The 13700-nt window shown below is 72.4% G+C and carries 15 protein-coding genes; 9 read left to right on the top strand and 6 right to left on the bottom strand.

The window, feature by feature from the left end; translation table 11 throughout:
• Positions 1-127 precede the first annotated feature (127 nt).
• Positions 128-1867 carry a SpoIIE family protein phosphatase gene (locus KBY47_RS29275; RefSeq protein ID WP_210926277.1) on the top strand — a complete coding sequence of 580 codons (1740 nt, stop codon included), beginning with the start codon at positions 128-130 and terminating at the stop codon, positions 1865-1867.
• A 42-nt stretch (positions 1868-1909) separates the two neighbouring features.
• The gene (locus KBY47_RS29270) at positions 1910-2566 is read left to right on the top strand and encodes a TetR/AcrR family transcriptional regulator (RefSeq protein WP_210926275.1); all 657 of its coding nucleotides are present in this window, start codon (positions 1910-1912) and stop codon (positions 2564-2566) included.
• Between the two features lie 30 nt (positions 2567-2596).
• Here KBY47_RS29270 and KBY47_RS29265 read toward each other — a convergent pair whose 3' ends face one another.
• Positions 2597-2986, bottom strand: coding sequence for a MauE/DoxX family redox-associated membrane protein (locus KBY47_RS29265; protein WP_210926273.1), 390 nt, complete (start codon positions 2984-2986; stop codon positions 2597-2599).
• A gap of 55 nt (positions 2987-3041) precedes the next feature.
• On the bottom strand, positions 3042-3548 hold the full coding sequence (locus KBY47_RS29260; protein ID WP_374103124.1) for a MarR family winged helix-turn-helix transcriptional regulator: 507 nt from the start codon (positions 3546-3548) through the stop codon (positions 3042-3044).
• Positions 3549-3674: 126 nt separating this feature from the next.
• On the opposite strand from KBY47_RS29260, the gene KBY47_RS29255 reads away from it, so the two are divergent.
• From KBY47_RS29255 to hemC, 3 genes are all read left to right on the top strand, one after another.
• The gene (locus KBY47_RS29255; protein ID WP_210926255.1) at positions 3675-4655 is read left to right on the top strand and encodes an ATP-dependent DNA ligase; all 981 of its coding nucleotides are present in this window, start codon (positions 3675-3677) and stop codon (positions 4653-4655) included.
• Positions 4656-4819: 164 nt separating this feature from the next.
• Positions 4820-5593, top strand: a complete 774-nt coding sequence (locus KBY47_RS29250; RefSeq protein WP_210926253.1) for an NPP1 family protein — start codon at positions 4820-4822, stop codon at positions 5591-5593.
• A gap of 98 nt (positions 5594-5691) precedes the next feature.
• Complete coding sequence (gene hemC / locus KBY47_RS29245) at positions 5692-6627, top strand: hydroxymethylbilane synthase (protein ID WP_210926251.1); 936 nt, start codon at positions 5692-5694, stop codon at positions 6625-6627.
• A gap of 18 nt (positions 6628-6645) precedes the next feature.
• Here the strand turns inward: hemC and KBY47_RS29240 are convergent, their stop codons facing one another.
• Positions 6646-7167, bottom strand: coding sequence for a hypothetical protein (locus tag KBY47_RS29240; protein WP_210926249.1), 522 nt, complete (start codon positions 7165-7167; stop codon positions 6646-6648).
• A gap of 409 nt (positions 7168-7576) precedes the next feature.
• Here KBY47_RS29240 and KBY47_RS29235 point away from each other — a divergent pair, with 409 nt between their 5' ends.
• Positions 7577-8368 (top strand): SigB/SigF/SigG family RNA polymerase sigma factor, encoded by a 792-nt coding sequence (locus KBY47_RS29235; RefSeq protein WP_210926247.1) that lies wholly within the window; start codon positions 7577-7579, stop codon positions 8366-8368.
• Between the two features lie 12 nt (positions 8369-8380).
• Here the strand turns inward: KBY47_RS29235 and KBY47_RS29230 are convergent, their stop codons facing one another.
• On the bottom strand, positions 8381-8713 hold the full coding sequence (locus tag KBY47_RS29230) for an ANTAR domain-containing protein (RefSeq protein WP_210926244.1): 333 nt from the start codon (positions 8711-8713) through the stop codon (positions 8381-8383).
• A gap of 125 nt (positions 8714-8838) precedes the next feature.
• Here KBY47_RS29230 and KBY47_RS29225 point away from each other — a divergent pair, with 125 nt between their 5' ends.
• A complete protein-coding gene (locus tag KBY47_RS29225) occupies positions 8839-9642 on the top strand; it encodes a VOC family protein (protein ID WP_210926242.1) in 804 nt (267 codons plus the stop codon).
• Between the two features lie 72 nt (positions 9643-9714).
• Here KBY47_RS29225 and glgX read toward each other — a convergent pair whose 3' ends face one another.
• The gene (glgX, locus tag KBY47_RS29220) at positions 9715-11799 is read right to left on the bottom strand and encodes a glycogen debranching protein GlgX (protein ID WP_210926343.1); all 2085 of its coding nucleotides are present in this window, start codon (positions 11797-11799) and stop codon (positions 9715-9717) included.
• Positions 11800-11855: 56 nt separating this feature from the next.
• Positions 11856-12398, bottom strand: a complete 543-nt coding sequence (locus tag KBY47_RS29215; RefSeq protein ID WP_210926240.1) for a pep a2 — start codon at positions 12396-12398, stop codon at positions 11856-11858.
• Between the two features lie 300 nt (positions 12399-12698).
• Between KBY47_RS29215 and KBY47_RS29210 the strand changes: the two genes are divergently transcribed.
• Both KBY47_RS29210 and KBY47_RS29205 read left to right on the top strand, forming a co-directional pair.
• Positions 12699-13016: a DUF5133 domain-containing protein gene (locus KBY47_RS29210; RefSeq protein WP_210926238.1), complete on the top strand. Its 318-nt coding sequence runs from the start codon at positions 12699-12701 to the stop codon at positions 13014-13016.
• Positions 13017-13089: 73 nt separating this feature from the next.
• A partial coding sequence (locus KBY47_RS29205) for a maltotransferase domain-containing protein (RefSeq protein WP_210926236.1) occupies positions 13090-13700 on the top strand: 611 nt, incomplete at its 3' end.

The following is a 13700-nucleotide window of genomic DNA, read 5'->3' as shown; positions in this document are numbered from 1 at the left end:
CGCGCCGTAGACGTGTGTGGACCACCGGGGCAGGGAACCCGGGCCGCACGGGCGCCGGTACGCGCCCCGCGCGCGGGAGTCATGGGCCGACGCCGAAGCCGACGCCGTAGAGGGCGAGGGCGAGGACGTGAGAGGTCCACGAGCCAGCGAGACCGTCAGCGGCCCGGGCCGGACGGCCCCGTCGGGGCCGATCCCGCACGGCCTGTCCGCCGCCGCTTACGTGGCGGACGACCAGGGCCGCATCACGGGGATCAACCGCGCGGCCGAGCGCCTGCTCCGGCGTGCCGCGGCGGACCTGGTGGGACTCGACGCCCATGACGTGCTGCACCGCGACCGGCACGGCCACCCGGTGCCGCGCGCGCAGTGCCAGCTCCGGGAGGCTGGTGTGGCGGGCCGCGTCCAGCAGGGGGCGGACCTGTGGTTCGAGCGCGGCGACGGCACGCTGCTGCCCGTCAACTGGCTGATCAGCCCGCTCGAGGCGAACGGCGGCACGCCCTCGACGCTGCTGCTGTTCCACGCCCGCGATGCCGACGGCGGCGAGGAGCGACGGCGTTCGTCAGCGCAGCCCCTTTCCGAACTGGGGCGCCTCGCCCTGCTGGCGGAGCTGACCACCCAGCTGGCCTCGACGATGGACACCGACGAGGCGGTGCGCAGGCTCGTCTCCCTCGTGGTGCCACGCCTCGCGGACTGGGCCGTCGTCGATCTGATCACCGAGAACGAGGAGGTGCGGCGCGCGGCCGTGATCACCTTCGGCGACGGCGCCCTGGTGCACCGCCGGGACCTCCAGGGCCCGATGCCGCCGATCCCCGAGCACTCCCCGATGCCGGTGGCGCGAGCCCTGCGCGGCGCGGCGTCCGCCCTCGCCGACCCGGGGATGTACCGGGGGCCGCCCACCTCCGGCATGGCGGCCGAACAGCGCAGGCTGTTCTCGGTCACGGGCATGCACTCGGCGGCGATCGGCCCGATCCGCGGTCTGCGTGAGGTGCTGGGCGCGCTCACCCTCGGCCGGTCGGACCGGCCCGAGCCGTTCACCAGCGGGGACCTGCCGCTGCTGGAGGACATCAGCCGGCGCCTCGGTCTCGCGCTCGACAACATGCGGCTGTACCAGCGGCAGCGGAAGGTGGCCGAGACGATGCAGCGCCATCTGCTGCCGCAGCTGCCCGAGATACCGGACCTGGAGATGACGGTGCGGTACGTCTCGGCGCCGGACGCGTCCCAGGTGGGCGGTGACTGGTACGACGCCTTCGTACTCTCCGACGGGGCGGCGGCCCTCGTCATCGGCGACGTCGTCGGCCACGATCTGGAGGCCGCAGCCGACATGGCGCAGCTGCGCAACATGCTGCGCGCCTACGCCTGGTCGCAGCAGGCGCCGCCCAGCAAGATCGTGGAGTGGCTGGACCACGCGGCGATGGAGCTGGCGGAGGTCGACATGGCCACCGTGATCTTCGCGCGGGTGACCCGGGCGGGCAGCGCCGGGTGGGAACTGTCGTGGACCAACGCCGGGCATCCGCCGCCGCTGTTGATCACCCGGGACGGGCTGACCGAGTACCTCACGGACGGTCACGGCATCCTGCTCTGCTCCGGGGCGCTGCTGCCGCGTCCCGACGCCACGGCGCTGCTGCCGCCCGGGGCGACCCTGCTCCTCTACACCGACGGTCTGATCGAGGTGCCGGGGGAGTCGATCGAGGAGGGCCTGGAGCGCCTGCGCCGCAACGCCGCCTCGCTCGCGCACCGGCCGCTGGAGTCCTTCACCGACGACCTGGTGGCCCGGACGCGTCCGACGGACAACGAGGACGACGTGGCGGTGCTGGCCCTGCGCATTCCGGAGCCGGACAAGGCAGGTCATATGCGCATCCGTGATACTTGATGCTGGGATCACGGTGCCCGAGCACTACGGAGCGGAGTCGGTGTGGGCGAGCAAGTGGACGACCACGGGCTGCTGGGAGGTCCTCTGCCCGGCGGCCCGGCGCCGTCGGACGAGGAGCAACTGCTGTGGGACGTGGCGGCCGCGATGCGTGAACTGGGGCCGCGCGCGAGCATGGCCCAGATCGCCCGGGAGGCGGGACTGGCCCCGGCCGCGCTCTACCGCCGCTTCCCCACCCCCGACCTCCTGCACAGCAGACTGGCCGAGGTCTTCCAGGACCGGCTCCTCGCGCATGCCCGGCACACCCTGGACCTGCCGGTCGACAGGCAGTTGGAGTACTTCCTGCACACCGTCGGACTGCACCTCGCGCTGAGCCACAGCATCCTGCCGCATCCGTTCGGCGACATGGCCACCCCGGAGCAGCGCGAACGCATCTACGCCTTCACCGCCCGGCTGCTGGAACAGGGCAAGCAGGCCGGTGTGCTGGCCGCCGACGTCGCCCTGTCCGACATCGCCGCCGTCGTGTGGGGTCTGCGGGGCGTCGTCGCCGTCACCGACGGCATCGCGCCGGACGCCTGGGAGCGGCACCTCGACGTCGCCGTGGCCGGGCTGAAGAACCCGGGGCTCACCTTCACCCGTCCGCCCCTGGACACCGAGCATCTCGACCGAGTGATCCACAGGCCGTCTCGCGGGCCCGGGTGACACCCTCCGGGGGCGTGGGCGGGCGGTTCCTCAGGGGTTGAGGCGCGGCTCTCCCGCGGCCTTCGCCACGCCACGCGCCCAGAGGACCAGAGGTACTTGCAGGGGCAGCCTGGCGATCGCGGCCGTCCGCTGCGGGGCCGGGCGGTGGCGCCAGTCGACGGCCATCTTCACATTGGCGGGGAAGACGCCGGCGAAGAACGCCGCCGAGGCGAGTGCGGCGGCCTTGCGGGTGCGGGGCAGGGCCACTCCGGCGGCGAGGGCCAGTTCGGCTGCGCCGCTGAGGTAGGTCCAGGTCCGGGCGGAGCCGGGGAGGGCGCTCGGGACGATCGCGTCGAACTGGCGCGGGACGGTGAAGTGGGCCGCGCCCGCGGTGGCCAGCAGGCCGGCGAGCAGCAGGGACGAGCGTTCGGACCGGGACACGGTTCCTCCTCTGGTTACCTGCCCCGCGATATTACTCACAAGTAGCGCGGCGGTCCTACGCGGGGACCCGGTGCTCGGTCTCCTCGTCGGCGGAGTAGGCGACGAAGTCGTCGACCATACGGTGGAAGAGGGTGGCCAGCTGGCGCAGTTCCCCGGGCGTCCATTCCGCCAGGGCGAGCTGCATGCCGCGGGAGCCCACGTCCCGGATCCGGTCGACGGCCGCGCGCCCCTCGGCGGTCAGCTCGATGCGCTGGGCGCGGCGGTCCTCGGGGTCGGGCACCCGGCTGACGTATCCGGCCTTGTGCAACTGCTGCACCGTACGCGTGACATGGGAGGCCTCCACGCCGAGCCGGTGGGCCAGCTCCCCCGGGCGCAGGGGTTCCGTGTCGGCGATCTGGCGCAGCAGCGCCACCGCGGCACGGTCCAGGGGGACGCCCGCCAGCGCCATCAGCCGCTCGTGCTGCCGGGCGCGGGTGCCCAGATAGGCGATGCGGGAGAGGGCGCGCTCGATCTCGGCCACTTCCGGGGAAGCGGGGGCGTCGGGGAGCGATGGAGTGGGCATACGGGCCATTTCACCATGTCATTGCCTAACTCAACTATCTCCCCCTGACCCGCCTCCGTCCCACGTTGGGGGGAAAGGCGTGGTCGGACCGCGTGACGGCGGGCCCGGGTGTCGAGGTCTTCAGCCGTGACCCTGCCGTTGATCGCGCCCATGCTCGCCACGCCCGGCACCCTGCCGCCCGCCGCCCAGGACGCGCGGTGGGCGTACGAGACCAAGCAGGACGGCCAGCGGGTGATCGGGTACCTCGCCGGGGACGGCACCCTGGTGCTGCGCGCCCGGTCCGGGGAGGACATCACCGCCGCCTACCCGGAGCTGCGCCCGCTCGGTGACGCGCTCGGCGCGACGGCGGCGGTGCTGGACGGCGAGGTGATCGCGCCGGACGAGCGGGGGCGCGGCGACTTCCAGCGGCTCCAGTCCCGGATGGGGCTGGCGCACGCGCCGGGGCGGGCGGCGCGCATGGCGGCCGAGGTGCCCGTGCACCTGGTGCTGTTCGACGTGCTGCACCTGGCCGGGGACTCGCTGCTGCGGGAGCCGTACACCCGGCGCCGGGAGGCGCTGACGGGCCTCGGTCTCGCGGGGCCGTTCTGGTCGACCCCGGCGGCGATCACCGGGCACGGCGAGGCGGCGCTGCGCGCCACCCGTGAGCACGGCCTTGAGGGGCTGGTCTGCAAGCGTCTGGACTCGGTGTACGAGCCGGGGATGCGCTCGCGGGCCTGGATCAAGATCCGCAACATGCGGGCCGTCGATGTCGTCGTCGGCGGCTGGCTGCCCGGCAAGGGGCGCCTCGCGGGCCTGCCCGGCGCCCTGCTGCTGGGCCAGCGTGCTGCGGGACGGCTGCGCTACGTCGGCGGGGTGGGCACCGGCTGGAGCGACTCCGAGCGGACCGAGCTGGCGGCGCTGCTGCGGGCCGACGAGAGCGCCGTATGCCCCTTCGACCCGGTTCCGAAGGTGCCGGGGGCGCACTGGGTGCGGCCCCGGCTGGTCGGTGAGGTCCGTTTCAGCACCCGTACCCGGGCGGGGATGCTGCGGCAGCCGTCGTGGCTTCGGCTGCGCCCGGACCTCGCGCCGGAGGAGTCGGCGGCGGACATTCCCGACGATCTGGTCTGACGTACCGTCAACCAGTCCTCGCACACTGTGGAGCTGCGAAGTATTGGGCTGCGCTTAACCACCGGTACGCCCGTGCCCCCTTGGCCCGCGAGTGAAGATCGGCGAAGCTGAACTCCCCATCCCCCCACAGCCGTTGGGCTGCACCGGGTCCTGAGGAGGACACAGTGTCCCTGAAGTCCGCTCTTCTCCGACGCAGATGGCTCACCGGGCTCGGCGGTGCCGCCGCCCTCGTCATCGCCTTCCCCGCCGTCGCCTTCGCCGCCCCGCCCCCGGCGCTGCCCGCCAACGCGGAGGCGGCGGAGCGGACCTTCCAGCCCGCCTACGACTACGACACCGACGGCTGCTACGCCACCCCCGCCATCAGCGCCGACGGCACCGTGAACACCGGCCTCAACCCGACCGGCGCCCTCAACGGCTCCTGCCGGGACGCCTCCGACCTGGACAACACCAACGGCTACTCGCGCTACAAGTGCAACAACGACTGGTGCGCGTACGTGTACGCCTCCTACTTCGAGAAGGACCAGGCGCTGCCCGGCACCAGCCTCGGCGGGCACCGGCACGACTGGGAGCACGTCGTGGTGTGGGTGCGAAACGGCGTGGCCGAGTACGTGTCGACCTCCAACCACGGCTCGTTCACCGTGCACAACCGGTCGCAGATCCGCTGGGACGGCACCCACCCGAAGATCGTCTACCACAAGGACGGCATCAGCACGCACTGCTTCCGCGCGGCCAACTCCAACGACGAGCCGCCGGAGAACCACAAGGGCACCTGGCAGTACCCGCCGCTGGTGGGCTGGAACGGCTACCCGGCGGGCGTGCGGGAGAAGCTGGTCTCCTACGACTTCGGCAGCGCCCACTTCGGCCTGAAGGACGGCAGCTTCAACTCGCACCTCGCGTCCGCGAAGCCGTCAGGCATACCGTTCGACCCCAACGCCTGAGCCACTGGCCGGATCCCACCCCCGGGGCAGGGGCACCCTTGCGCCCCGGGGTGGGACCCTGGGGCCGGGCGGGTCCCGATGGGTCTATCGTGTCCCGCATGCCGGTTCCCGAGCTGATCCGCATCGTCTCCCGCGACTCGCCCATGGCCCTCGCCCAGGTCGAGCGCGTACGCGCCGAGTTGACCGCCCTCCATCCCGGTGTGCGCACCGAGGTCGTCCCGGTGAAGACCACCGGCGACAAGTGGCTGGGCGATCTGTCGCAGGTCGAGGGCAAGGGCGCGTTCACCAAGGAGGTCGACGCGGCACTGCTCGCCGGTGCGGCCGACCTGGCGGTGCACTGCGTCAAGGACGTCCCCGCCGACCGGCCGCTGCCCGCCGGCACGGTGTTCGCGGCGTTCCTCGCCCGCGACGACATCCGCGACGCCCTGGTGCACCCGGACGGGCTCACCCTCGACGAACTCCCCGCGGGGACCCGCATCGGCACCTCCTCGGTGCGCCGCGTCGCCCAGCTCGCCGCCTCCCACCCGCACCTGCGCTGCGTGCCCTTCCGCGGCAACGCCAACCGGCGCCTGGCCAAGCTGGCCGCCGGGGAGGCCGACGCGCTGCTGCTGGCGGTGTCCGGCCTGGAGCGGATCGGGCGCGCCGACGTGATCAGTGAGGCGCTGTCGACGGAGACGATGATGCCGCCGATCGGCGCGGGCGTCCTGGCGCTCCAGTGCCGCGAGGGCGACACCGGCCTCATCGAGGCGATCAGCGCGCTCGGCGATCCGGACACCCACCGGGAGGCCACCGCCGAACGGATGTTCCTGCACGTCCTCCAGGGGCACTGCAACAGCCCCATCGCCGGGTACGCCCAGGTCGGTCCCGGCGGCGAACTGTCCTTGCGGGCCTGTGTGTTCACCCCGGACGGCAAGACCCGGCTGAACGCCCACGAGTGGGCGGGGCGCCTGGACCCGGCCACCCTCGGCACCTCGGTCGCGGTGTCGCTGCTGCGGCAGGGCGCCCGCGAGATCATCGACGGCATCCCGCACTGACGCCCGGTACCGCAACGCTCAGGCGGTGCCCTCCTCCGCCTGCTCCCGCAGGAAGTTGCTGATCTGCCGGGCGAGGCCCTCGCGGACCGCGCCGGGCGTGGCGCAGCCGGTCTGCTCGTCCAGGCCGACGCCGCCCGACCACAGCGCGCGCTCGGTCCACTCCTCGTCGACCCGCAGCTGGATCTGCACGTCCACCCGGCTCAGCGCGGCCTCCGGTGCGGCGCCGTAGAGCACCGCGGTGGCCCGGCGCAGCGGGTAGACGTCGTAGCCCTCGATGAACTGCGAGTTGCGCCAGTCGACGAAGGCGCTCTCCCCGTCGGGGCCGACGCGCACGTCGAACTGACCGTCCTCCAGATGGATGCCGAAGCGCCGGGTGCCGCGGTTCTCGACGGTCACCCGGAGACAGAAGTACGTGAGCCCCTCGGCGGCGTCGTCACGTCCCCGGGGCGGCTCGGACCGCTCCATACGGTGGACGCGGACGCGCAGACCGGCATGCTCGTCGTACTCCTGCCAGTCACCGACCACGTTCGGCTCGTACACGCTGCACCTCTCGACTCCGGACGCTGCTTCCTATCCAGGGGTTCGGCGCACTGTCAAATGCGCGAAATGCGCCGTGATCAGCGAATTCCCGGCGTTGATCACTGATCAAGCTCTGCGCTGCGGGAATCGTCCGTGGAGGCACGGCGGCCCGGGGGCGGGCGTGCCGCACATCACGTCCGCGGTCGGCGGGAGCGGTCCGTGGACCGTGCGCCCCACCCATCGCGACCCCGCCGGTACTAGATGTCACCATTTCTGGTGATTTGTTTCATCGTGCGCTTGGCCGGGAAAGGGCACATCAGTGCTTCGGACAGGAGGCACGTCCGTGGGAACGGTGTCCCGGACCCCCGTCCCGAGCCGCCCCTTCCCACGGTGTCCGTCCACCCGGCACTGCTGAGGAGGTGTGCGCAGTATGCGCGCAGCCACCAGTACGCGGCAGCACCCGCACGACGACGCCCCCGACACCGCCGAAGACTTCGAGCGGCTCCAGCGGCTCCCCGACGGCCCCGAGCGCAGGGCCCTGCGCGACGAGGTGGTCAGGGCCTGGCTCCCCATGGCGGAGCGGATCGCCGTCCGCTTCCGCGGTCGCGGCGAGGCGCTGGAGGACCTCTACCAGGTGGCCGCCCTCGGCCTGGTCAAGGCCGTCGACCACTACGACCCCGGCCGCGGCCGGGCCTTCGAGGCGTACGCCGTGCCGACCGTCACCGGCGAGATCAAGCGCCACTTCCGGGACCACATGTGGACGCTGCACGTCCCGCGCCGGGTCCAGGACCTGCGCAACCGGGTGCGCCGCTCCGCGAAGGAACTGGCGCAGACCACACCGGGGCGGGCGCCGACCACCGGGGAGATCGCCGAGCACGCGCGGCTGACCGAGGACGAGGTGCGCGCCGGCATGGAGGCGCTGGACTGCTTCTCCGCGCTGTCGCTGGAGGCGGAGATGCCCGGCACCGACGGCTACGCCCTCGGGGACGCGATCGGCGGCCCCGACCCGCGCTACGACGTCGTCGTGGACCGGGTGGCGGTGCGCCCCTGTCTGGAGACCCTGCCGGAGCGCGAACGCACCATCCTCTACCTGCGGTTCTTCCAGGGCATGACACAGAGCGGGATCGCCGAGCACCTCGGCATCTCCCAGATGCACGTCTCGCGGCTGCTCAGCGGCTGCTTCGCCCGGCTGCGCGAGGAACTGCTCGCCGAGAAGGGCTGACCGAAAGGCGGGTCAGTCGAGGCTGGAACCCGGGATCTGGGTCGGGCCGTGCCGGTCGAGCGCGTCCTCCAGCTCGGCGCGGATCTCCGGGGGGATGCTGCCGCTGCGTCCCCAGACCAGGATCAGTTCCGCGACGTTGCGGAGCTTGATGTTGGTGTGCTGGGAGACCTCCTTCAGCACCGCCCACCCCTGGTCGGGCGACACCCGCCCGAGGGCGACCACCATCCCGATCGCCTGGTCCACGACGGCGTGCGACGTGACCGCCTCCTTGAGCTGATCCACCTGCTCCTGGAGCTGGAAGACACGGTCCGCGTCGTCGTCTGAGGGGTTCCGTGGTGTTGCCACGCGTCCATCGTGCCACGGGGAGTGCTCCCCGCCACCGGGGTACTCGACAGGCGCCCGCACGGGTTCCGGTTGGACACTGAGGGGAGACCGGTGGCACACCGGACGAGGAGAGCAGGACGACTGCCATGAACCACGACACCACACCCGCCGCGGGCACCACGGAGGCCGTCACCACACACTCCGTGTCCGGTGCGCCCTGCTGGGTGAGCCTGACCAGCCGGGACCTGAAGGCGACGGAGGAGTTCTACGGGGCGGTGCTGGGCTGGACGTGGCGCGGTGCCCGGCTCGGCGAGCGCTTCCGGGTGGCACTGGCCGACGGCGCGCCCGTCGCGGGGATCGCCGCGATGGCCGGAATGTGGCAGATGGCGGTGGCCTGGACCCCGTACTTCGCGGTGGCCAGCGCGGACGTCGCGGTGGCCCGGGTGCAGGAGCGCGGCGGTACGACGGCGGTCGGGCCGATCTCCTTCCAGCCGGGGCGCGGGGCGCTGCTCGCCGACCGCGACGGGGCAACCTTCGGCATCTGGGAGGGCGACCTGCCCAGCAACTGGGAGAGCTGGCGCCGCGCGGCCCCCGCCTTCGTCCGGCTGCACACCCGGGACGCCTTCGACTCGGCCATCTTCTACGGCCAGGTCCTCGACTGGGCGTCGGGCAAGCCGGGCGGCTGCGAGGTGGACTACGAGGGCGACGAGGTCGTCCTGCGCAGCGGCGGCGACATCGTGGCCCGGATCGAGTCGGGGGCGGTGGAGTCGGCCCCGGACCCGACGATCCGGCCGCACTGGCAGGTCCACTTCGCGGTCTCCGACGTGACCGCCTGCGCCCGCGCCGCCGAGCTGCACGGCGGCAGTGTGCTGCGGGAGAGCCCGGAGGAGGCCGTCCTGCGGGACCCCGACGGCGCCCAGTTCACGGTGACCTCGCGCCGTACCCGCTGACCGGTGGGGAGCCGCAAGGGGCCGCCGCATCCCGGGATGCGGCGGCCCCTTCGTGACGGGCTGGGCCGTGGGTCAGGCGGTGCGTGAGGGGCGGGTGAGGAGGACCAGGCTGCGCGGCTCCACGGTCGTCCAGGTGCCCGCCTTGTGCTCGGTCTCGTCCGGGGTGCCCTGCGGGTCGGCGGTGTCGAGCAGGGCCGTCCAGCGCTCCCCGTAGGCGGCGCCCGGCAGCCGGAAGTCGACCGGCTCCCAGTAGCCGTTGAGCAGCAGCAGGAAGGAGTCGTCGACCACGGGCCGCCCGAAGGGATCGCGTTCGGCGATGGCGTCGCCGTTCAGGAAGACCCCGACGCTGTGCGCGTCGGAGCGCGTCCAGTCCTCGTCGGCCATCTCCTGCCCCGAGGGCAGCAGCCACACCAGGTCGGGCAGCGGCTGCCCGGCGTGGGTGGCGGTCTCGCCGCGGAAGAAGCGGCGGCGGCGCAGCACCGGGTGCCCGGCGCGCAGCCCGATGACGTACCGGGTGAAGTCCAGCAGCGCGCGTTGCTCCTCGGTGAGCCGCCAGTCGATCCAGGAGATCTCGTTGTCCTGGCAGTAGGCGTTGTTGTTGCCGCGCTGGGTGCGGCCCAGTTCGTCGCCGTGGCTGAGCATCGGGATGCCCTGGGACAGCAGCAGGGTGGCGAGGAAGTTGCGCTGCTGGCGGGCGCGCAGTTCCAGCACGGCAAGGTCGCGGGTGTCGCCCTCGGCGCCGCAGTTCCAGGACCGGTTGTTGTCGTCGCCGTCCCGGTTGCCCTCGCCGTTGGCCTCGTTGTGCTTGTCGTTGTACGAGACCAGGTCACGCAGGGTGAAACCGTCGTGCGCGGTGACGAAGTTGACGCTGGCGCGGGGCCTGCGCCTGCTGTGCTGGTACAGGTCGGAGGAGCCGGTCAGCCGGGACGCGAACTCGCCGAGGGTGTGCTCCCCGCCGCGCCAGAAGTCCCGTACGGTGTCGCGGTACTTGCCGTTCCACTCCGACCACAGCGGCGGGAAGTTGCCGACCTGGTAGCCGCCCTCGCCGACGTCCCAGGGCTCGGCGATCAGCTTGACGCGGCTGATCACCGGGTCCTGCTGGATCAGGTCGAAGAACGCCGAGAGCCGGTCCACCTCGTGGAACTGCCGGGCCAGGGTGGCCGCGAGGTCGAAGCGGAACCCGTCGACGTGCATCTCGGTGACCCAGTACCGCAGCGAGTCCATGATCAGCTGGAGCACGTAGGGGTGCCGCATCAGCAGGCTGTTGCCGGTGCCGGTGGTGTCGTAGTAGTGCTTCCAGTCGCCGTCGACGAGGCGGTAGTAGGAGGCGTTGTCGATGCCCCGGAAGGACAGCGTGGGGCCCATCTCGTTGCCCTCGGCGGTGTGGTTGTAGACCACGTCGAGGATGACCTCGAGCCCGGCCGCGTGCAGGGCCTTCACCATCGACTTGAACTCCGCGACCTGTTCGCCGCAGCTGCCGTGGGCGGCGTAGGCGTTGTGCGGCGCGAAGAAGCCGATGGTGTTGTAGCCCCAGTAGTTGGACAGGCCGCGGTCGGTGAGGACGCCGTCCTGCACGAACTGGTGCACCGGCATCAGCTCCACGGCGGTCACCCCGAGCCCGGTGAGGTGTTCGATCACCGCGGGGTGCGCGAGGCCGGCGTAGGTACCGCGCAGCTCGGGCGGCACCTCGGGGTGGGTGCGGGTCAGACCGCGCACGTGGGCCTCGTAGATCACCGTGTCGGCGTAGGAGTGCCGCGGCGCGCTGTCGTCGCCCCAGTCGAAGGCCGGGTCGGCGACCACGCCGAGCATGGTGTGCCCGGCGCTGTCGCCCGGGTCGGGCCCGCTCGCGGCCCGTTCGTAGAGGGAGGGGTGGTTGTCGATCTGGCCGCACACCGCGGTGGCGTACGGGTCCAGGAGCAGCTTCGCCGGGTTGCACCGGTGGCCCAGCTCGGGCTGCCAGGGGCCGTGCACCCGGTAGCCGTAGCGCTGCCCGGGGCCGACGTCGGGCAGGTAGCAGTGCCAGACAAAGCCGTCGACCTCGGTCAGCGGGACGCTCCGGTGGCCGCCGTCGGCGTCGACGAGGACCAGGTCGACCCGTTCGGCGACCTCGCTGAACAGCGCGAAGTTGGTTCCCTTGCCGTCGAAGGCGGCCCCCATCGGGTAGGGGTGCCCGCTCCACGCGGGCACCCTCGCCCTCGGCTCGCGGCGCGCGGTCACCGCTCGTCCTCCAGCGCACCGACGGTGGGACGTTCGTCGTCCAGTACGCCGCCGGACGTGCTCGCGGGTCCGGCGAGCGCGGCGACGGGCACCGCGCGGGGCACCTGGAGGGTCTCGCGCAGGCGCGGCGCGGGCGCGGTGGGCACCAGCGGCACGCGTTCCCCGGCGCGGGCCCGCTGGGAGAACCAGATGACCTTGCTGCCGGTGTCGGTGGCGCAGCAGCCCCAGCCGTCGCTGGTGGCGGCGATGCGCTCCAGACAGGCCCGCAGGTCCTGGTCGGGGCGCAGATCGCAGTCGTTCTCACCGATGGCGGTGATCAGGTGCTGGCCGTTCCACCACATCTCGACGGAGGTGTTCTTGTCGGTGGCGTGCTCGTCGATGGCCGTCAGCAACAGCCCGGTGCTGCGGCAGACGGGGTCGATGAGTGTGTCCAGATCCCAGTACCGGAGGTGCGCGGCCAGAATGCGGCCGACCTGTCCGACCCGTTCCGGGCTGACTTCCACATCGAGGTGGTAGTAGCAGGGCACTGCGGTCTTCATCGTCGTGGCTCCTCACCGGCGAGGCTCTCGCTCCCTCGCCCTCGCGGGTCGCCCCCGAACACGAAGCGTGAGCACCGATCGCTTCTGAGTCAGCATCCACACTGGGGGTGCTAGCCCATTCGTGCAACACGAGACACGGATGAGGTGATTGAAGCTCTAACAAGACGCTGGGTCGTCGTCCGTGCACCATGAGTGAAGACCTCTCGATCGCCGTAAACGGATCCGTGCCGCGCCACGCACGGCCACCGGCCCGACCGTCGGGAGACGCGCACATCGAGAGTCCCGGAGGTTGACGGCACCATGCTGCTACCCGCCAGATCCGAAGTCGCCCGGCAGCTGCGGCAGTACCGGGCCTGGGAGCGTGTGATGCTCGCGGCGCCCACCGACCGCACGGTGCGGGCCACCTTCGAGGACGCGGGCTACACGTTGTGCGTCCTGATGGGCAAACGCTGTGCCCGGGAGGCCGCGGACGCGGCCGAACGGTATCTGCGCGGCACCGCCGTCACCTGTTCGGACGAACAGTACGCGCGGACCCGCGCGGGCGTCGCCGTCCGCGCGGGCGTGGCGGTCCGGCGGGGACCTCCGTCGGTCCGGCGTTCCCCGGCGGGACGGCAGTAGGCCTTCCGGCGCAGGTGCAGGACCCCGAGCCGGGCCGCGGTGCCCGGCTTCCAGTACGACGGAGGTGAGACCCATGAGCGCGACCCCGGCCATCGGCCGCATCCCGGTACGGGACGTCCACCCGGCGGTGGAGAGCGGCAGGCGCCCGGCCAAGGCAGTAGCGGGCGAGACGTTCCAGGTGACCGCGACCGTGTTCCGCGAGGGCCACGACGCGGTGGCCGCCAATGTCGTACTGAGGAATCCCGAGGGCCGCCCCGGTCCCTGGACGCCGATGCGGGAGCTGTCCCCCGGCACCGACCGCTGGGGCGCCGAGGTGACCCCGGACGCGGTGGGCCGCTGGACCTTCGCCGTCGAGGCGTGGAGCGATCCCGTCGGCACCTGGCGGCACGCCGCCCGCATCAAGGTCCCCGCGGGCATCGACACCGGGCTGGTCCTGGAGGAGGGCGCCGAGCTGTACGAGCGGGCGGCCGCCGGGATGCCCCGCAAGGAGAAGGCGGCCCGCGGGACGCTGCTGGCCGCGGTGCGGATGCTGCGCGACGACTCGCTGCCGGTGGCCACCCGTCTGGCGGCGGCGTTGACGCCGGAGGTGGACGCGGTGCTGGCCCGCTACCCGTTGCGGGACCTGGTGACCGTCTCGGAGGAGATGCCGCTGCTGGTGGAACGGGAACGTGCCCTGTACGGCGC

This window comes from Streptomyces sp. B93, assembly GCF_018070565.1.
Lineage (GTDB): Bacteria > Actinomycetota > Actinomycetes > Streptomycetales > Streptomycetaceae > Streptomyces.
The sequence above is the reverse complement of the archived record's forward strand: the minus strand, read 5'-3'. Positions and strand labels throughout refer to the sequence as shown.

What these genes read in the sequence shown, in the direction of transcription:
- KBY47_RS29260 (WP_374103124.1), bottom strand. Translation starts at nt 3,548, where the DNA reads ATGCCCACTCCATCGCTCCCCGACGCCCCCGCTTCCCCGGAAGTGGCC.
- hemC (WP_210926251.1), top strand. Translation starts at nt 5,692, where the DNA reads ATGCCGGTTCCCGAGCTGATCCGCATCGTCTCCCGCGACTCGCCCATG.
- KBY47_RS29235 (WP_210926247.1), top strand. Translation starts at nt 7,577, where the DNA reads ATGCGCGCAGCCACCAGTACGCGGCAGCACCCGCACGACGACGCCCCC.
- KBY47_RS29225 (WP_210926242.1), top strand. Translation starts at nt 8,839, where the DNA reads ATGAACCACGACACCACACCCGCCGCGGGCACCACGGAGGCCGTCACC.
- glgX (WP_210926343.1), bottom strand. Translation starts at nt 11,799, where the DNA reads ATGGGGGCCGCCTTCGACGGCAAGGGAACCAACTTCGCGCTGTTCAGC.
- KBY47_RS29215 (WP_210926240.1), bottom strand. Translation starts at nt 12,398, where the DNA reads ATGAAGACCGCAGTGCCCTGCTACTACCACCTCGATGTGGAAGTCAGC.
- KBY47_RS29210 (WP_210926238.1), top strand. Translation starts at nt 12,699, where the DNA reads ATGCTGCTACCCGCCAGATCCGAAGTCGCCCGGCAGCTGCGGCAGTAC.